This window comes from Aquisalimonas asiatica, assembly GCF_900110585.1.
Classification (GTDB): Bacteria; Pseudomonadota; Gammaproteobacteria; order Nitrococcales; family Aquisalimonadaceae; genus Aquisalimonas; species Aquisalimonas asiatica.
Genome location: NZ_FOEG01000004.1, coordinates 341,365 through 357,224, shown reverse-complemented (window position 1 = coordinate 357,224; position 15,860 = coordinate 341,365). Strand labels below are relative to the sequence as shown.

The 15,860-nt window shown below is 65.1% G+C and carries 25 protein-coding genes and 1 tRNA gene; 16 read left to right on the top strand and 10 right to left on the bottom strand.

Translation table 11 applies throughout. The features are described 5' to 3' along the window. Window positions 1–13: 13 nt before the first annotated feature. Window positions 14–280, bottom strand: coding sequence for a hypothetical protein (locus BMZ02_RS11600; protein WP_091643846.1), 267 nt, complete (start codon window positions 278–280; stop codon window positions 14–16). 340 nt (window positions 281–620) lie between these two features. On the opposite strand from BMZ02_RS11600, the gene BMZ02_RS11595 reads away from it, so the two are divergent. The 15 genes from BMZ02_RS11595 to BMZ02_RS11535 all read left to right on the top strand — a co-directional run bounded on the left by BMZ02_RS11595 (window position 621) and on the right by BMZ02_RS11535 (window position 10,756). Then, entirely contained in the window at window positions 621–1,925 is a 1,305-nt protein-coding gene (locus tag BMZ02_RS11595; protein WP_091643844.1) for a tyrosine-type recombinase/integrase, read from the top strand. Further along, entirely contained in the window at window positions 1,922–2,464 is a 543-nt protein-coding gene (locus tag BMZ02_RS11590) for a hypothetical protein (RefSeq protein ID WP_091643841.1), read from the top strand. Before BMZ02_RS11595 ends, BMZ02_RS11590 begins: the two co-directional genes overlap by 4 nt. Window positions 2,465–2,590: 126 nt before the next feature. Next, a complete protein-coding gene (locus tag BMZ02_RS11585) occupies window positions 2,591–2,824 on the top strand; it encodes a helix-turn-helix domain-containing protein (protein ID WP_091643839.1) in 234 nt (77 codons plus the stop codon). After that, entirely contained in the window at window positions 2,824–3,033 is a 210-nt protein-coding gene (locus BMZ02_RS19030) for a hypothetical protein (protein ID WP_171909911.1), read from the top strand. The genes BMZ02_RS11585 and BMZ02_RS19030 overlap by 1 nt, the downstream gene beginning before the upstream one ends. A 131-nt stretch (window positions 3,034–3,164) precedes the next feature. Beyond that, the gene (locus tag BMZ02_RS11580; RefSeq protein WP_171909910.1) at window positions 3,165–3,920 is read left to right on the top strand and encodes a toprim domain-containing protein; all 756 of its coding nucleotides are present in this window, start codon (window positions 3,165–3,167) and stop codon (window positions 3,918–3,920) included. Then, on the top strand, window positions 3,917–5,095 hold the full coding sequence (locus BMZ02_RS11575) for a helicase RepA family protein (protein ID WP_091643833.1): 1,179 nt from the start codon (window positions 3,917–3,919) through the stop codon (window positions 5,093–5,095). The genes BMZ02_RS11580 and BMZ02_RS11575 overlap by 4 nt, the downstream gene beginning before the upstream one ends. Before the next feature lie 369 nt (window positions 5,096–5,464). Beyond that, window positions 5,465–5,836, top strand: coding sequence for a hypothetical protein (locus tag BMZ02_RS11570; protein ID WP_091643831.1), 372 nt, complete (start codon window positions 5,465–5,467; stop codon window positions 5,834–5,836). Beyond that, complete coding sequence (locus BMZ02_RS11565) at window positions 5,833–6,261, top strand: hypothetical protein (RefSeq protein WP_091643828.1); 429 nt, start codon at window positions 5,833–5,835, stop codon at window positions 6,259–6,261. The genes BMZ02_RS11570 and BMZ02_RS11565 overlap by 4 nt, the downstream gene beginning before the upstream one ends. A 57-nt stretch (window positions 6,262–6,318) precedes the next feature. After that, window positions 6,319–6,753, top strand: coding sequence for a hypothetical protein (locus BMZ02_RS11560; protein ID WP_091643825.1), 435 nt, complete (start codon window positions 6,319–6,321; stop codon window positions 6,751–6,753). A 1-nt stretch (window position 6,754) separates the two neighbouring features. Next, complete coding sequence (locus BMZ02_RS11555) at window positions 6,755–7,315, top strand: hypothetical protein (RefSeq protein WP_091643823.1); 561 nt, start codon at window positions 6,755–6,757, stop codon at window positions 7,313–7,315. Then, window positions 7,312–7,452 (top strand): hypothetical protein, encoded by a 141-nt coding sequence (locus BMZ02_RS19025; protein WP_171909909.1) that lies wholly within the window; start codon window positions 7,312–7,314, stop codon window positions 7,450–7,452. The genes BMZ02_RS11555 and BMZ02_RS19025 overlap by 4 nt, the downstream gene beginning before the upstream one ends. 174 nt (window positions 7,453–7,626) lie before the next feature. Beyond that, window positions 7,627–7,809, top strand: coding sequence for a DUF4177 domain-containing protein (locus BMZ02_RS11550; RefSeq protein WP_091643820.1), 183 nt, complete (start codon window positions 7,627–7,629; stop codon window positions 7,807–7,809). A gap of 11 nt (window positions 7,810–7,820) precedes the next feature. Next, on the top strand, window positions 7,821–9,674 hold the full coding sequence (locus BMZ02_RS11545; protein WP_091643817.1) for a phage tail tape measure protein: 1,854 nt from the start codon (window positions 7,821–7,823) through the stop codon (window positions 9,672–9,674). Next, a complete protein-coding gene (locus tag BMZ02_RS11540) occupies window positions 9,671–9,901 on the top strand; it encodes a hypothetical protein (protein ID WP_091643814.1) in 231 nt (76 codons plus the stop codon). The genes BMZ02_RS11545 and BMZ02_RS11540 overlap by 4 nt, the downstream gene beginning before the upstream one ends. A gap of 123 nt (window positions 9,902–10,024) precedes the next feature. Further along, a complete protein-coding gene (locus BMZ02_RS11535; RefSeq protein WP_091643811.1) occupies window positions 10,025–10,756 on the top strand; it encodes a hypothetical protein in 732 nt (243 codons plus the stop codon). Window positions 10,757–10,846: 90 nt separating this feature from the next. Here BMZ02_RS11535 and BMZ02_RS11530 read toward each other — a convergent pair whose 3' ends face one another. The 8 genes from BMZ02_RS11530 to BMZ02_RS11500 form a co-directional block, all read right to left on the bottom strand. Beyond that, complete coding sequence (locus BMZ02_RS11530) at window positions 10,847–11,200, bottom strand: hypothetical protein (protein ID WP_091643809.1); 354 nt, start codon at window positions 11,198–11,200, stop codon at window positions 10,847–10,849. Further along, the gene (locus tag BMZ02_RS19020) at window positions 11,193–11,330 is read right to left on the bottom strand and encodes a hypothetical protein (protein WP_171909908.1); all 138 of its coding nucleotides are present in this window, start codon (window positions 11,328–11,330) and stop codon (window positions 11,193–11,195) included. Before BMZ02_RS19020 ends, BMZ02_RS11530 begins: the two co-directional genes overlap by 8 nt. A 118-nt stretch (window positions 11,331–11,448) precedes the next feature. Further along, window positions 11,449–11,522: transfer RNA gene (locus tag BMZ02_RS11525), tRNA-Gln, on the bottom strand. Window positions 11,523–11,539: 17 nt separating this feature from the next. After that, window positions 11,540–11,932, bottom strand: a complete 393-nt coding sequence (gene rpsI, locus BMZ02_RS11520) for a 30S ribosomal protein S9 (protein WP_091643806.1) — start codon at window positions 11,930–11,932, stop codon at window positions 11,540–11,542. A gap of 33 nt (window positions 11,933–11,965) precedes the next feature. Further along, window positions 11,966–12,394, bottom strand: coding sequence for a 50S ribosomal protein L13 (gene rplM / locus BMZ02_RS11515; RefSeq protein ID WP_091643803.1), 429 nt, complete (start codon window positions 12,392–12,394; stop codon window positions 11,966–11,968). Between the two features lie 94 nt (window positions 12,395–12,488). Beyond that, a complete protein-coding gene (locus BMZ02_RS11510; RefSeq protein ID WP_091643800.1) occupies window positions 12,489–12,809 on the bottom strand; it encodes a (2Fe-2S) ferredoxin domain-containing protein in 321 nt (106 codons plus the stop codon). A 25-nt stretch (window positions 12,810–12,834) separates the two neighbouring features. Continuing rightward, a complete protein-coding gene (speD, locus tag BMZ02_RS11505) occupies window positions 12,835–13,668 on the bottom strand; it encodes an adenosylmethionine decarboxylase (protein WP_425425079.1) in 834 nt (277 codons plus the stop codon). Between the two features lie 94 nt (window positions 13,669–13,762). Beyond that, entirely contained in the window at window positions 13,763–14,179 is a 417-nt protein-coding gene (locus BMZ02_RS11500) for an OsmC family protein (protein WP_091643795.1), read from the bottom strand. Window positions 14,180–14,418: 239 nt separating this feature from the next. Here BMZ02_RS11500 and crp point away from each other — a divergent pair, with 239 nt between their 5' ends. Then, entirely contained in the window at window positions 14,419–15,039 is a 621-nt protein-coding gene (crp, locus tag BMZ02_RS11495) for a cAMP-activated global transcriptional regulator CRP (protein WP_216110817.1), read from the top strand. A gap of 21 nt (window positions 15,040–15,060) precedes the next feature. Here crp and trpC read toward each other — a convergent pair whose 3' ends face one another. Next, a complete protein-coding gene (gene trpC / locus BMZ02_RS11490) occupies window positions 15,061–15,858 on the bottom strand; it encodes an indole-3-glycerol phosphate synthase TrpC (RefSeq protein ID WP_091643790.1) in 798 nt (265 codons plus the stop codon). Window positions 15,859–15,860 lie beyond the last annotated feature (2 nt).

Sequence of the window (15,860 nt, the reverse complement as noted above, 5' to 3'; positions counted from 1 at the left end):
CGCACCCGGGGCGTCAGCTCCGGGCGGCCTGCAGCTTCCGGTAGCCGGCCTCGGTGATCAGCACCACGTTCACCGTCGTCGGATAGATCAACCCTGCCTCCCGCCACCGGGCAATGGCCTCCGGCGCCTCCCCGGCCGCCAGGTAGACGTAGTCCTCTCCCTCCTGCAGTCCCGCACACCGCTTGAACAGCCGGAACGTGCTGCCCTTGGGCAGACCGTTCAGCGCGTCCAGCTGCCGGAAGCTCAGGGTGTTGCAGCCGTTGTAGCGGATGAAATCCATGCCGGGAACGATACCACGGGGGGCGATTGCTGATGATGGTGGCGGACCTGAAGGTCCGCCCTACGGGCCTACGTTGGCCGTGGTTCGCAGGGCGCCGCGGAGGTGCCGGGTGTCGAACAAAAAAAGGGCCCCGATAAGGGGCCCTTTCCACTGTTGGCTGGGGGACCAGGATTCGAACCTGGGTTGACGGAGTCAGAGTCCGCCGCGTTGCCTTTCCCTGAGATAGATGTAAGCACCTCAACTGCGATAAGTCAATGGCTTATTGCTCACTGAGTCCGTTGTTTTTAGATGCAGTATTCTCTAACCTGCTTACAATGTGCTTACAAAACGGACCCCGACCATGGCAGAAGGCAGCCACCTGAAGCTCACCAAGACCAGCGTCGAGAGCGACAAACGCGTCCCCGAATCAGGCACCGCACTCTACTGGGATACCGAACTCACAGGCTTTGGTCTGCGCGTCACCGCCGCCGGCACCCGCTCCTACATCGTCCAAGGGCGTGTGAAGCGCAAGAGCCGGCGCATCACCATCGGCCGGCATGGTGCCCCCATCAAAGACGGCACGCTCACCACCGAGAAGGCACGCAACCGGGCGAAGACGGCACTCGGGAAAATGGCTGATGGCATCGACCCCGTCGAGGAACAACGCCACACAGAGCTATCGGGGCTGACGCTGCGACAGGCGGCAGAGGATTACATCGCCAACAAGCGCCGCAAGTCGGACGGCAAGCCCCTGGCAGAGCGGACCAAGGCCGATATTCGACGGCACCTGAAGGTGTCGTTCTCCGACTGGGCGGACCGCCCCGTCAACCGCATCACCCCCGACCACGTCGCCACGCGCTACAAGAAGCTCGCCGACCGCTCGCAGGCGCAGGGCAACCAGGCGATGCGTGTCCTTTCGGGGATCCTGAACTACGTTGTCAGGCGTCACCAAGGCACCGTGATAGCCATGAACCCGGCAACGGTCATCCACGACGCCGGCCATTACCGCGGCGACGTTGCCGGCCGCAAGACTCGGGTGCCGCTGGATCGGATCGGCGCCTTCTACTCTGCCCTGGAAGTAACACGCACTGATCCGGCCGAGTTCCTTGGTGTGCGCATCAAGGCCGCTGCGGCGTCTCTGCTGATGCTGACCGGACTGCGTAAGGCCGATGTTCTCCCGCGCCAGTGGAGCGAGGTTGATCTCGACGCCGGCACCATCCACGTCCCCGACACGAAGCATCGGACACCCCGGACGTTCCCGCTGGCATCGCAGGCCGTGACCATCCTTGAGGACGTGCAGAAGCTCGGTGACGGCACAGACTACGTCTTCCCGGGCAAAAGCAAGTCAGGGTATATCTCGGAGATCCGCGACGGACTGGTGCGAGCCAACGAGGCCGCCGAGTGTCAGGTGAGCGCCCACGATCTCCGACGCACGTTCGTTGATGTGTGCGGCCCCCAAGCCGCTGCGGTCGATCCTCTGGTGGTGGAGCTGCTGAGCAACCGCAAGGGCGAAGCCTTCCAGGCGCTCGCGGTACGCATGGAGAGCTACGACACAACGGACATGACGCAGTACCGCGACCACGCGCAGCGGATTGCCGACTTCATCGACCGGCAACGCCTCGCCTACGAGGCCGATAATATCGTCAGCATGGAGGGCCGCGGATGAACCGTGACAGCACCATACCCTCTTTGCTCCACGGCCCGGATGGTATCGGTGGGGAGCTAAGGCAGTATGTGCAGACTCACGGCGTGGAGGCCATTGCATGCCGCCTTCTCCGGGAGCTGGATAACGAGCGCCAGAAAGTTGATCACCAAAGGCGGGAATCACGAGTCCCTGAGCACATAAAGCAATGGGCCTATGTGCTGCAGGCGTACTGCCGTAGGCACCGTTACCAGCCACCTACGGAGCTGATGGAGCTGACGTTTGAAGCGCTAGAGCTGGTAGAGCAAAAGCCGGCGGCCGACCTCACCCAGCGGCTTCGCTTGCCGGCCGGGGTACGGGACCGGCCCGGGTTCATTGAGGCTTCGCGCCGCGACGGTGAAGCGGACGCCGCTGGCTCCCCGTTATCCGTCAAGGCGCTCGCCGATGACTTGGGCGTCAGCCGGGACACGATTCGTCGTTGGCGCGAGCGCCCCGAGTACAACGCACGGCGAGAATTCGCAGCGATGTCGCTGCGGTATTGGCAACAGCACTCCAACGAATAATCCAAGGGTGGCGACAGCGTGTCATGCTGTCGCCAATTTTCACCCGCAAAGCAATTACATAAGTTCGCCCGAGAGTTAGATCAACGCATCTGGCTCACGAAGTCACACGACTGAGGGCGAACAGCAATGACCGACGATTCCCGCGAACTTCTGCGGCAGGCGTATGAGGGCAAGTCTCTCACCACGGCGCAGGCCGCAGCCTACCTGAACCTCTCCCCCAACACTCTGAGCCGCTGGCGGTGGTCGGGCGACGGACCGCGCTTTCACAAGTTCGGGCGGGCGGTCCGTTACGACCGCGCCGACCTGGATGAATGGATTGCGCAGACCGCATGCGACAGCACGACCGGGGAGGCGGCCTGATGGACGCCCGCCCCTTCAACGCCAGCGAATGGGTGACCATCTCCGCCGTCCCGCGCCTGTACGGCTTGCCGCTGGATGTGATCCAGCCGGCGATCCTGGCCGGTCGCCTCACGGTGCGCTCAGTCGCAGGCGAGACGCTGCTGAGAACCGCGGAACTCCGCGCCATGAGGTTGCAACTGATGGGGGGATGTCGCGAATGCGACCAGTGAAACGAGCAACGCCCCCGGCGAGCTTGGCGGCAACCGGAGGCGCTGGACGAGAGCAAGGGCAAGCACTCGGCCACCAGTATAGCGCGGGGACAGATGCACCGGCCATCCCGGATCGACCCGGACGCCACCGAATGCCATGCCCGCGGTGTGACCGTGGCCGAAGCGACCGGGCACTATCGGTTCTGGTCGAGGTGGACGGCTCGGCGTGCTGGCTTTGCTGGCGGTGCGACTGGCGAGGGAGCAACCGCACGCGCACTGTTGCGGAGACGGAAGCGGACCGCGAGCGGCGCCGGCAGGTGCGCTTGCAGCGGGAGGCGGACGAAGCCCAGAAACGCGCACAGGCCGCTGATCGTGCCCGCAGTCTATGGCGCCAGGCCCGGCACGCCGATCCCGCGCACCCGTACCTGCACGCCAAGGCCATCACGGCCGGTCACGCCCGGCAGCTGGGCCCGAGGCTGGTGCTCCCGCTGGTGGACCTGGATGGCCGCCTATGGAGCCTGCAGTTCATTGGCCCGGACGGCAGCAAGCGATTCATCCGCGGCGGCCGGAAACAGGGTTGTGTGATCCCGGTGGCAGGCCGGCGCGGTGCAGACCGCATCCTCATCTGCGAGGGCTGGGCCACCGGCATGACGCTGACGACGATGGAGCCGCAGGCTCTGGTGCTCGCTGCCCTGGATGCCGGGAACATCATGCCCGTAGCTGTTGAGTGCCGCCGGCGCTGGCCCGGGGCACGCATCATCATCTGCGGCGATGCCGACGATACAGGACGCCGTAAGGCCCGCGAGGCCGCGCTCGCTGCCGACGCTCTAGTGGCGATACCCGAGATTGACCCGAGCCAGGGCTCCGACTGGAACGACGCGGTGAACGCGAAGGGGGTGGCTGCATGAGCGAGACACCTATTCACCTTCGCCCTGTCGACCCGGCGGCCCACGCTGGCCCCGAGCCCTTCGACCTGTCGCAGGCGAGCGTGGCGCACATGCTCGAGGCGGATCCGCCTGCACGTGACTGGTTGGTGAAGAATCGCCTTCCTCTCGGGGTGGTGGGCCTTCTGGCCGCTGCGGGCAAGACCGGTAAATCCATGGCAGTGCTGCAACTGGCCGTTAGCGCAACCAGTGGGCTGCCGTGGCTCGGCATGGAGATCGATCATACCGGCTCGGTCCTGATCCTCTCTGCCGAAGATGACCGCAACGAGGTGTGGCGACGCCTGCGGGCGATACAGCGCCAGCTCCAGGCTGATGGCGAATGGACCGAGGCCGCGGAGGAACTCATCGCCGAGCGGCTGCACGTACTGGACCGCGTCGGCTCCGACAACCTGCTGACCCGGCGGGTAGAGCGGGAGCTCATCCGCACACCGATGGCGGATCGGGTGATCGCCACAGCCAACGAGCTACCCGGGCCGGTCCTGATTGTCCTGGACCCGCTGGCGCGCTTCGACGGTGGTGAGCCCAATGCCAGCGACGACGCCACACGCGTGATCGAGACCGCCGAGCACATCCGCAAGCACACAGGCGCTACGGTTCTGTTGCCGCACCACACCCGCAAGGCGGCCGCCCTGGACGAAGACGCCGGACAGGAGGCGGTTCGAGGCGCGTCGGGGCTGGTGGACGGCGCCCGGTGGATCGGGCTCATGCAGAAGCTGCGCAAGGCGGACGCGAAACGATACGGCCTCCAGGAGGAAGATGCACCCCGGTACGTGCGTTTCACCACACCGGCGGCGAACTACTGCGAGCCATGGGACGGCATGTGGCTGGAGCGCCTGGACGGCGGTGTCTTGGCCCCTACCGAGTTGCACGAGCACCACGCCGAGGCGAAACAGCAGCGGGCCGATGAACGGTATGACCGTGTCGTAACGGCCACAAAGGCACTCCTTCGCCGTCATGGCCCCATGAGCGCACGCCATATCCGGGACACCTACGGCGGACAGGAAGGCGTGATGGGAGCTGGTCAGCGAGCGGTGTGGACGAGCCTGCGTCGGGCTGTTGAGGAAGGTGAGCTGCTAGAGCGGCCACGCGACACCCGAGGTGGCGGCCATGACCTGCACCTGAAGCCGGGGGATGAGTGATGAAGCGGCGTGGAAGTGGTGCAGCGGTGCAGTGGTGCAAAGCGGTGCAACTGCACCACTACACCAGTTATAGCCCGGCGTGGCGCGGGTTTAAGTGGTGCAGTGGTGCAGCTGGGGTGAACCGGCTGAAACGCCCGTATGACGGGAGTGGTGCAGTGGTGCAGACCCTTGCCCCTACGGGGCTGCCAGTGCACTGCACCACTGGCGCCCCTAGGGCGGTCACGCCTTGGGTGGCAGAGCTGGCCCGCAGCAACGAATGCGGCGGGCCCCCAGCCCGATCCGGGTCCACCGGGGGTAGTTCGATCCCCGGATTTCGACAACTTTTCCCGGTTTCCGGGCCCACCACCACTACTGGTCGGGAGGCGATCGATGAATAAGCAGCTGAACCAGCACGAGCTCGCCGAGCTCCTCGACGTGGACCGGACCACCATCGGAGCGTTTCAGCGAAGGGGAATGCCCTACCGGTCCCAGGGGCGCGGCCGGCCAAACCTGTACGACGGGCCGGTTTGCATGCACTGGTTCTACGGCAGCGAGCGAGCCAAGGCGGCCGGCGTCGATGATCTCCCGCCGGCTGGGGTTGTCGTCTGGAACTACCTCGATGCCTGGATGCTGTGCGACGAACCTGAGTCCGTTTGGTATCCGGCGGCCATCGACCTGGCCAGGCGGGCCGGCGCCAAGAAGGCGGAGGCCACGGCACTCGTCGTTCGGGTCCTGGCCGAGCGAGCGAAGCGCACGGCATGACAGCGGATCGCCTCCAAGCCCTGGAACGCGCCCTCGCCAGCGAGCAACCGCTCCCGGCGGACGTGCGCGACTGGCTGCGCGAGGGCGTTATCCGGCATCTCCGCGGCGAGCCGCTGGAGCGTGCCCTGGAGGTCCACGCCCCCGGGAACGGAGCGGACCCGGCCTGGCGAACGATCGCACGGCGCCGGCGTGATGCGTGGCTGCGACTCGCCGCGGGCGAAGTCGACGGTTCGACCAAGTGGGCACGTGCTGTGGCCCTCGAAAGTCAGGTGCTGCGCTACCTCGAGGCCACGGCGAAGCGCTGGCGCGACCTGGACGAACCCCCTGGCGATGCGCCAGCGGTCAAGCGCTACATCCACAAGGCGGCGCGCACCGGCGAGAAGCTGCCGGAATCGCGCTGGGGCCTGATGCGCATTTTGCAGTGAAACCTCCGGTTTCATTGCAAAGCGGTCGGTGTTCAATAGAGGTCAGGAGGTACTGCAATGTTCAACGAAGAGAAGCTTCTGAAGATCCGACGGGATGCCGAGGCGGCCGCCAAGCTGGCGAATAGCCAACACGACGTTTTCTTGGACCGGCATTACTCCGTCGATAAGACGGTGAGCCGGATCCCGGAAATGACGGGGTTCGACCATATCGATGGCTCTGATTTGGAGAAGGTCGACGCGCAGATTCGTCGCGTCGGTGAGCTCCTAAGTGATCTGAGGTCGCGAGGCTACGAAGAGGAGTCTCCGGGTGTCCAGGGGCGCCGGCAGCAGCTCAGAGAGCTGGATCGGTGTCGCGGGCGTGTGCTGTCCAAGGATGCTGCCTATCGCGAATGGCAGGAGAAGAGCGAGCAATCAAAGCGCCAGCGGCGGCTCGCTGATCGGCTGGAGGAATACGCAGTCGAGCATCTTGGTTGGGAAGCGGAGGATTACTGACATGGCTGCGAAAACGAAGGCAGTAAGCCAGGTTGAGGAGGCGCGCTCTCGCATCGACTCGGCCGCAGATCAGCTTCACCAGGAGGTGGAGGGTATCCGGTCTCAGATTCGGGATCTCTCGGAGAAGAAGGACCAGGTGTTGAACGCACCCCTGCCGCGTAAAGAGGTGGAATCCCGCATTGACGCGTGGCTGGAGGAGAATGCGTCGGAGTTCTACCTGCCCGAGCGTGCCACTCAGTTCGCGTCGTCGGATGGTCGCGGGGATCCGCCACTCTCGATCCTCACCAAGTCGAACGGGAACCTCGATATGGGTCCAGCGCTCGCGGCCCTTTTCCGCGAGGAGATTCGGGAGAAGCTGATTCAGGCGGCCGTCAATGCCCCCGGCTATGAACCGGGCCTTCCGCTGGATCAGCGGGGTGAAAAGGCCGAGAAGATCGACCGCGAGATCCTCGATCTTGAGATCAGCGAGGAGCGCATCATCACGTCGGCCGAGGAGGCTGGAATCACCATTCCGCGCCGCCCCGATGCTGACCCGAGGACGGTTCTGGAGGTGATTGAATGAGCATCAAGACGAAGAAGATCTACGAGCAGATGAACGGGAAGCCTGCCCGCACCGGCGGCAAACGCAAGCAGGGCCAGATGCCTGACCCGGAACCGATCTATGCCCGCCTGAACACGCCGGGCGGGACGCAGCATTAGGGGTGGCATTGCACGCATGCCGAGAGGGATTCGGACCAATCATGTGGCAGGGACAGCGGGACAAGTCGGCGAGTGTCCCGGCAGGAATAACCCCGACACCGGGCAGTGGCGAAACCTCGACACCACGTGGCCCGGCCGCACTGGCGGTACTTTACTCGATCACTGGAGGCAATTATGGAATACAAGACAGTTTACTTGGGCCTGCGCACCGGAACTGACTCCGCCGACACGCCGGTTGATGAGCAACCGCTCATTGATGCCGCCAACGATGGCTGGACGCTGAAGCAGGTTGTTCCTTCCGAGGGGGGCTCCGGAACCCGTGGGTATGTGGCGTTCCTGGAGCGCGACGCAGCCTGAGGTAAGCAGCCATGACGCGTAACATCCGCTTCGGTGTCCAGCTGACCGGTAATCACCGCGGCGCCGTCCAGTCAATGCGCACAACCGAGCGTGAGGCGCGGCGCCTGCAGACCCAGATCCGGCACACGGGCCAGGCGACCGACGTGACGAACTCCCGGTTCCAGACGTGGGCGTCATCGCTGGGCACCCTGCGGCGCGTCATCGGCCCCCTCGCCGGCGTCGGCGGTGTCAGCATGCTGGCCCGCATGAGTCAGCAGATGATCGCCTCTGGCGCCGACATTCAGGACGCAGCCGACACGGCCGGCCTCGGGGCGGAGCAGTACCAGGAGCTGACGAAGGGGTTCGAGGACCTCGGCAACGTCGCAGAGTCGGTCACCGCCGGCGCTCTGCGCCGCTTTAACCGCCGGTTCGGCCAGGCCCGCCAGGGCACCGGCCAGGCCCGCGACACGCTCGAAGAGCTGAACATCACCCTTGAGCAGGGCACGGGGCCGGCCCTTCAACAGGCGATCTCGGCCCTTGCAGGCATCGACGACGAATCCGACCGCGCCGCCGCGGCGTCCGATATCTTCGGCGAGACAGCAGGTCCGCAGCTTGCCGGCGCCCTGGGCCAGGGTGAGCAAGCGCTGCGCGGTGTCATCGAGTCGCTCCACGATACGAACCGCATTCTGCGAGACGAGCTGATCGATTCCGCCTCGGATACCGAGCGCGAGTTCCGGCAGCTGGGTGACACCATTCGCATGAACGTCATGGGGGCCGTGCTTGAGGCGAACCACGCCCTGCGCGACTTCGATGTGCAGTGGCAGTCCCTGCTCTCGGTATCCCCCGCGACGCTGCCTGGCCGCCTCGCGCTTCTTGGCGGCGCCGACGCACCCACTGACGACGTTGGTGAACTGGTGGGGCTCCTGCGAGATGCGCGCTCCGAGCTTCAGGCCATGGAGGAAACCGGTGGCGGTGGGTTCTTCGACCCGGGCGCCGTCGACCAGCAGCGGGAACTGGTCCGCCAGCTGGAGCGCCGCCTGCAGATCACCCGAGACCTTGCCAGCGGCACCGTGGTTCCCGACGTGCGGCGACGCTCCCCCGACCGCGCGGCGCTGCCGGAGGAGAATTTCACCAGCGCACGCCCCGACATGGAGAGCGTGGACCTCACCGGCGAACAGGCCAACGAGCGGGAGCGTCGGCAGAACGAACTACTGCAGGAGCGTGACCGCCTCCTGCGCCAGATCCAGACCCCGCAGGAAGCCTACGGGGAATCCGTCGCCCGCCTTCAGCGCCTCCACGGTGAGGGCCTCATCAGCCAGGAGGAGTTCAACCGGGGGCTTGAGCAGGCGGAGCAGCAGCTCGCGGAAACCACGAATGCGACGAACCAGCATGCCCGCAGCCTGCAGATGACATTCTCCAGCGCCCTGGAGGACAGCATTATCGACTTCGAGAACTGGCGCGACGTGGCCAGCTCCGCGATGGAGGACGTCCAGCGGGTCATGCTGCGGATGATGGTCACAGAGCCCCTGGTGGGAAGCCTCGCCAACGCCTTCTCGGGCATAGGCGCTGGTGGCGGCGCCTTCCAGGGCGTCGGGGCCTCGACTCCCCGCAGCTTTGCCGGCGGCGGATACACCGGTGACGCCCCGCGCTCCGGGGGCCTCGATGGCATGGGCGGGTTCCCGGCCATCCTGCACCCGCGGGAGACCGTGATCGATCACACCAAGCGCGGTATGGGCGATACGTTCCACGTCACGATGAGCATTGACGCGAGGGGCGCCGACGAGGGAGCGGCTCGGAGCCTGCGCCGCGAAGCCGAGCGCATCAAACAGGACACCATCCGGGCGATCCAGGACCGCCAACGGCGCCGGGGGCGCAGCCGGCTATGAGTGGAGAAAGGGATCTGCGGGCAGAAGCGCAGGCACTATGCCGGTATCTGGACAGCCGCGGCCTCCACGCCGGTGACGGCGTGGCTGTGATGGCTATGGCCGTGGGCGCCAGTGTGAGCGCGCTCGCGGATGATGAAGTGAAAACCCGCAAGGTGCTGGCAGCACTCCATGAGCGCATGCTCCAGGCCGCCGGGATCCACGATCAACCACCCGAGAGGAGCAACTGATATGCCACCAGTCGTAGCAGGATCCGCAATCGCCGCGGCCACGGCCTTCGGCACGGGAAGCGTCGGATTCGCCGGCGCATTCGGTATCTGTGCAACCCAGGTCCATCTCGGAGGCCTTGCCGCATGAGCAACCTCGTTGTGACCGTCACGCCGGAGCGTGCCTGGCTCACGCAAGATAGGGCGACCTGGCACCAGGACACAAGCAAGCCCGGCCTCGTTTGGCACCCGGAACCACGGGGAGAGGTGCCCAAGGTCCGCGCCTTCCCCGACCGGCACATGCTCGTCGGTGGCGTGGGCCTGGCGTACCCCGTCGCCCTATGGGGCGAGGCGTGCGTGGATCGGCTCGGGCCCGGTGATGTGACCGACACGGCGGAGCAGACCGCTGACGAGCTCCAGGCATTCATCCGCTGGAGGGACGGGGATTTATCCGATCTGCCAGCGGACGTCGACGAGAGTGTCGTAAAGGCGATCCAGCACAACATGCCGTACATGACAGCGATGCGTATCTGGCATGTCGGCTGGTCCCGCTCAGAAGGCCGGTGTCTGGCTTACCTGTTCGACCTGGACAACGGCTTCCGTCCACAGAGAGTAGAGACGAAGCACGGCATGGAGCCCGCACCGTGCGAGTCTGCGCCGGGCTTCAAGCACCTGGTCCGCTACTCCGAACAGGCCGAGCGCGGACAGCGCGTGCCCCGGTTCCACAGGGCCATGCTGGAGAACCAGGGGCATGCCATGCGCACCGGCGCCATCGGGTGGGTGGCCTACCCGTCGGATACTTTTGATACCGGTGTTGTGGATGCCAACGGTGTGCGGGTCGAGGGCCCGTTCTCGCTGGACGGCAAAGCGGCGGCCTGAACGCAGGGACGTTTACGCGCGATAATGGACGATTATCGCGCGTAAACGAAAAAGCCCCGCCGCAGCGGGGCGCGGTGGGCGTGTTCATGCCTACGCCACGGCGATGCCTTCCAACGGATGGACCGCGCCGGAGTGGTCCATATACCCGGTGGCCGCGTGCACGGCATCAAGGTCGCACAGGGCTTCCGACACTGTGACCCCTCGGCCTTTGAGCAGGATCGCCCGAGCAAAGGTGTCATCATCCTTGAGGTCTGCCGGCGGCATGGCGGTAACGGCCATCATCACGTTGGGCTGCTCCCGTCCAGCCGGCCAGACGGCCACCATATCCCCACGGAGTACCGGCTTATCAGGGTCAAAGACGACCGCGTAGACGCCGGTAAAGTCGTATCCCTCCAGGGAGCCGCCGGTGATGCCGATTGCGTAGAGTCCGGTGGAATCAGTCATGGTCCACCCCCGTGCGCTCGCTGGCAGCTTGTAGGGCCTGGAGGGCTTCGCAGTACTCGGAGTACTCGCGGCGGCTATCCGCGTTGTCGGATAGCCCGTAGTGATGACGCCAGTCGTGAAAGGTACGCATTGCTTGCTCTCCTGTCGTTGGTGATGACAGGGAAGGCAACGAGGCGGGTTGCTTACCATTTGCTTACTCAGGCAGGCCATCCATGGCCTCGATCTTCCGTAACTACCTGATTTTGAAATGGCTGGGGGACCAGGATTCGAACCTGGGTTGACGGAGTCAGAGTCCGTAGTCCTACCGCTAGACGATCCCCCAATAAACAGGTCTCGCGATCAGCGCTTGCTGTACTGCGTGGCGCGGCGGGCCTTGTGCAGGCCGATCTTCTTCCGCTCCACCATACGGCTGTCACGGGTGACGAAGCCGGCCTTGCGCAGCGGACCGCGCAGCTCTTCGTCGTAATTGATCAGCGCGCGGGTCAGGCCGTGGCGCACCGCACCCGCCTGACCACTGCCGCCGCCGCCGGCGACGGTGACGTTGATGTCGAACTTGTCCAGGGCGTCCACGAGCTCCAGCGGCTGACGCACCACCATCTGGGCAGTCTCGCGGCCGAAGTACTCTTCCAGCGTGCGCCCGTTGACGCGAATCTCACCGCTGCCGCGGCGCAGGAACACCCGCGCCCGCGAGGTCTTGCGGCGACCGGTTCCGTAATACTGCTCTTCTGCCATTGCCGTTCCCGTCCGATCGTTGGTTCCGCGGGCTTAGAGCTCCAGCGGCTTGGGCTGCTGCGCGTTGTGCCGGTGCTCCGGACCCGCGTAGACCTTCAGTTTCTTGGCCATCGCACGGCCCAGGCGGTTGCGCGGGAGCATGCCCTTGACCGCAATCTCCACCACGGATTCCGGCTTCTCGGCATGCTGCTTCTCGAACGTCCTGCTGCGCAGGTTGCCCGGGAAACCGGTGTGGCGATAGTACATCTTGTCGGTGGCCTTGTTGCCGGTCACCTTGATCTTGTCGGCGTTGACCACAACGATGTAGTCGCCGGTATCCACGTGCGGCGTGTATTCCGGCTTATGCTTGCCGCGCAGGCGCCGGGCCACTTCAGTGGCAAGGCGGCCGAGGGTTTTGCCGTCGGCATCCACGACAAACCAGTCGCGTTCAACTTCAGCCGGTTTCGCGCTAAAGGTCTTCATGCACACTCACTCCGAGCGCCGTCGTCCTGTTAAGAAGGGCGCAGATAGTAACCAAATCCCCCGACGGGTTCAAGCCGCGAATGACGCGCGTCGATCAGTCGGGGTCGATAAGCAGTCTCGAGACGATTTCGCCGCCACCCAGGTGTCGATCGACAATCTCGTCCAGGTCGTCCCGGTCGACATAGGTATACCACGTCGCCTCGGGGTAGATCACGATGACCGGCCCGTCAGCGCAGCGGCCCAGGCAACCCGAGCCGCTCACACGCACCTGGCCGGCACCGTTCATGCCCTGCTCACGCACCCGGTCCTTGAGATAACCGCGGGCGTCATCAGCGGCACCATCGGCCGCGCAGCAGTCCTTGCCCGGTTCGCGGCTGTTGGTACAGACAAACACGTGGCGCTGATAGTAACCCATTATGCCCTCGCACGCTGTGACCGCATCAGCGGAACTCCAGACCCAGGGAGACTTCCTGCCCCGGCTGCAGGTTGCGGCCGTAGAAGATCTCCGCCATCTCCCGGCGCAGCTGCATGCGGATCTGCTGCCGGTCCTCCTCGGAGAAATCCGCGGCCGACTCCCCGAACAGGTAGTTCGACAGCTTGGGTTCCTTGAGCAGCATCTTGGTGTGGAACATGTGCTCCTGATAGACGTTGACGTCAATCAGGTGATACTGCGCCTTGGTGTCATCCGAGAGATAATTCTGGATCGAATTGATCTCGTGATCGATGAAGTGCTTGTGCCCTTCCACGTCCCGGGTGAAACCACGCACCCGGTAATCCATGGTCACGATATCGGAATCGAACGAATGGATCAGGAAGTTCAGCGCCTTCAGCGGCGAGATGACCCCGCAGGTGGAGACGTCGATATCCGCCCGGAAGGTGCTGATACCGTGATCCGGGTGCGTCTCCGGATACGTGTGCACCGTGATGTGGCTCTTGTCCAGGTGTGCGAGCACCGTGTCCGGCAGGGGCCCCGGGGCCGCGCTGCCCACTTCGGCACCCTCGATCTCCTCTTCCTCGGAGATGAGCAGGGTCACACTGGCGCCCTGGGGCTCGTAGTCCTGGCGCGCGATGTTGAGAATGTTCGCGCCGATGATGTTCGCCACCTGGGTGAGAATCTGGGTCAGCCGTTCGGCGTTGTAGACCTCATCGATATACTCGATATACCGCTGACGCTGCTGGGCATCCCGGGCATAGCAGACATCGTAAATGTTGAAGCTGAGCGATTTCGTGAGATTGTTGAAACCGTGCAGCCTCAGGGAATCCGACTGGACCAAGAGCCCGTCCTCCGAAACATGGTCGAGAGGCATCCCGCAGGACGTCTTTCTGAATTTCCGGGCAGCCCTGCCGGCCGCCCCCGATACTCTTCCGTCAGGTCCCGACGACCTCGTAATCGTGGGAGAGTTCCGCCACCTGGGCGAGCATGATGGACGCGGAGCAGTACTTCTCCGCCGAGAGGTCAACCGCACGCCGTACCGCGGCATCCTTCAGCCCGTCGCCACTGACCCGGTAGTGCATGTGAATGCGCGTGAACACCTTGGGCGGCGTTTCGGCGCGCTCGGCCTCGATTTCCACCACACAATCGCTGACCGGATGACGCCCGCGCTGCAGGATGTGCACCACATCGAACGCGCTGCAGCCGCCAAGCCCCAGCAACAGCATCTCCATGGGCCGCACGCCGGAGTCCTGGCCGCCGAGATCCGGCGGGCCGTCCATGCGCACCGTATGCCCGCTGCCGGCCGTGCCGTCGAAGGCCGCGTCACCGACCCACTTTACCGTTGCCCGCATGGACCTGCTCCTGTGTCGCCTGGTTGCCACGCGCCGCGCGCGTGGCCGCGGCATTATAGACGGATGGCCTGGATGGGTAAAACGTCCGTGGGGACACAGGGTTGAGTGGACGGGGGGGTTGGTGATGCGGCCTGGTTCGGTATACTCGGGACCGATGGGGGGAATGACAGCCAGGGATGTGGTCCGTGGCCGCCCCGGACGCAACACGCAAAGGTGCATGCATGAGCGCGGCTGATCCCATGAGAAAAACAAACTGGTCGATCGATAACCTACTGCGGCACTGCCACCGCCGCCGCTACCCCAGCAAGACCGGCATCATCTACGCAGGCGACCAGCCGGACGCGCTCTACTACATCACGGAAGGCTCCGTGAGCGTCGTGATCGAGGACGAGAACGGGCACGAGATCGTGCTGGCCTACCTCAACGCCGGCGACTTCTTCGGCGAGCTGGGGCTGTTCGGCCAGGAGACGACACGCAGCGCCTGGGTACGCACCCGCACCCCCTGCGAAGTGGCAGAGATCAGCTACGCCCGTTTTCACCAGGTGGCGGCGGAAGACCCCGAGATCGTCTTCTTTCTCGCCGGGCAGATGGCCGAACGCCTGCGCCGGACCAGCCGCAAGGTGGGCGATCTCGCCTTTCTGGATGTCACCGGCCGGGTGGCGCGCACGCTGCTGGACCTGTGCCGGGAGCCCGACGCCATGACCCACCCCGACGGCATGCAGATCCGCATCACCCGCCAGGAGCTCGGGCGTATCGTCGGCTGCTCGCGGGAGATGGTGGGCCGGGTGCTGAAGGACCTGGAAGAGCGGGAGCTGATCTCGGTGTCCGGCAAGACCATGGTGGTGTTCAACACCCGCTGACCCCCGGGCCTGGCCGGGGTTTTACCGGAACATCGCGTGAAGCCGCTCGCCGGGGTCGCTGGCGCGCATGAACGCTTCGCCGATGAGAAAGCCCTGCACACCCTGCTCCAGCATGTACTCGACTTCCTCCCGGGTGCTGAAGCCGCTTTCCGTGACCAGAAAGGTCCCCGCCGGCACCCGCTCCAGCAGACGGATGGTCGTCTGCAGATCGGTTTCAAAGGTATGCAGGTCGCGGTTGTTGATCCCGAGCAGCTCCGGCTCCAGCGCCAGCGCCCGCTCCAGCTCGTCGGCCGTGTGCACTTCCACGAGCACGTCCATGCCGATGCTGCGGGCAAGGCGGTAGAGTTCCTCCAGCCGCGCATCACTGAGCGCCGCGGCAATGAGCAGGATGCAGTCGGCACCGAGCACCCGGGACTCCCACACCTGGAAGGGGTCGATGATGAAGTCCTTGCGCAGCACCGGGAGGTCGCAGGCGGCGCGGGCGATCCGCAGGTCGAGGTTGTGCCCCTTGAAGAAGTCCTGGTCCGTGAGCACGGACAGGCAGGTGGCGCCACCGGCCGCGTAACTCCTGGCAATGGCCTCGGGATCGAACCCTTCCCGGATCAGCCCCTTGCTCGGGGACGCCTTCTTGACCTCGGCGATCACGCCGGCACGCCCGGCCTCCGCCTCGGCGCGCAGGGCGCGCAGAAAGCCCCGGGGCTCAGAACCGACCCCCGCCTCGTGGCGAAGGCTCTGCACATCCATCGCCTGGCTGTTGCTCGCCACCTCTTCGGCCTTGCGAGCCAGGATCCGCTTGAGAACGTCCGGTGTGTCACTCATCG

Coding starts and splice junctions, on each gene's coding strand:
- BMZ02_RS11600 (WP_091643846.1), bottom strand. CDS start 280: ATGGATTTCATCCGCTACAACGGCTGCAACACCCTGAGCTTCCGGCAG.
- BMZ02_RS11595 (WP_091643844.1), top strand. CDS start 621: ATGGCAGAAGGCAGCCACCTGAAGCTCACCAAGACCAGCGTCGAGAGC.
- BMZ02_RS11590 (WP_091643841.1), top strand. CDS start 1,922: ATGAACCGTGACAGCACCATACCCTCTTTGCTCCACGGCCCGGATGGT.
- BMZ02_RS11585 (WP_091643839.1), top strand. CDS start 2,591: ATGACCGACGATTCCCGCGAACTTCTGCGGCAGGCGTATGAGGGCAAG.
- BMZ02_RS19030 (WP_171909911.1), top strand. CDS start 2,824: ATGGACGCCCGCCCCTTCAACGCCAGCGAATGGGTGACCATCTCCGCC.
- BMZ02_RS11580 (WP_171909910.1), top strand. CDS start 3,165: ATGCCATGCCCGCGGTGTGACCGTGGCCGAAGCGACCGGGCACTATCG.
- BMZ02_RS11575 (WP_091643833.1), top strand. CDS start 3,917: ATGAGCGAGACACCTATTCACCTTCGCCCTGTCGACCCGGCGGCCCAC.
- BMZ02_RS11570 (WP_091643831.1), top strand. CDS start 5,465: ATGAATAAGCAGCTGAACCAGCACGAGCTCGCCGAGCTCCTCGACGTG.
- BMZ02_RS11565 (WP_091643828.1), top strand. CDS start 5,833: ATGACAGCGGATCGCCTCCAAGCCCTGGAACGCGCCCTCGCCAGCGAG.
- BMZ02_RS11560 (WP_091643825.1), top strand. CDS start 6,319: ATGTTCAACGAAGAGAAGCTTCTGAAGATCCGACGGGATGCCGAGGCG.
- BMZ02_RS11555 (WP_091643823.1), top strand. CDS start 6,755: ATGGCTGCGAAAACGAAGGCAGTAAGCCAGGTTGAGGAGGCGCGCTCT.
- BMZ02_RS19025 (WP_171909909.1), top strand. CDS start 7,312: ATGAGCATCAAGACGAAGAAGATCTACGAGCAGATGAACGGGAAGCCT.
- BMZ02_RS11550 (WP_091643820.1), top strand. CDS start 7,627: ATGGAATACAAGACAGTTTACTTGGGCCTGCGCACCGGAACTGACTCC.
- BMZ02_RS11545 (WP_091643817.1), top strand. CDS start 7,821: ATGACGCGTAACATCCGCTTCGGTGTCCAGCTGACCGGTAATCACCGC.
- BMZ02_RS11540 (WP_091643814.1), top strand. CDS start 9,671: ATGAGTGGAGAAAGGGATCTGCGGGCAGAAGCGCAGGCACTATGCCGG.
- BMZ02_RS11535 (WP_091643811.1), top strand. CDS start 10,025: ATGAGCAACCTCGTTGTGACCGTCACGCCGGAGCGTGCCTGGCTCACG.
- BMZ02_RS11530 (WP_091643809.1), bottom strand. CDS start 11,200: ATGACTGATTCCACCGGACTCTACGCAATCGGCATCACCGGCGGCTCC.
- BMZ02_RS19020 (WP_171909908.1), bottom strand. CDS start 11,330: ATGCGTACCTTTCACGACTGGCGTCATCACTACGGGCTATCCGACAAC.
- rpsI (WP_091643806.1), bottom strand. CDS start 11,932: ATGGCAGAAGAGCAGTATTACGGAACCGGTCGCCGCAAGACCTCGCGG.
- rplM (WP_091643803.1), bottom strand. CDS start 12,394: ATGAAGACCTTTAGCGCGAAACCGGCTGAAGTTGAACGCGACTGGTTT.
- BMZ02_RS11510 (WP_091643800.1), bottom strand. CDS start 12,809: ATGGGTTACTATCAGCGCCACGTGTTTGTCTGTACCAACAGCCGCGAA.
- BMZ02_RS11500 (WP_091643795.1), bottom strand. CDS start 14,179: ATGCGGGCAACGGTAAAGTGGGTCGGTGACGCGGCCTTCGACGGCACG.
- crp (WP_216110817.1), top strand. CDS start 14,419: ATGAGAAAAACAAACTGGTCGATCGATAACCTACTGCGGCACTGCCAC.
- trpC (WP_091643790.1), bottom strand. CDS start 15,858: ATGAGTGACACACCGGACGTTCTCAAGCGGATCCTGGCTCGCAAGGCC.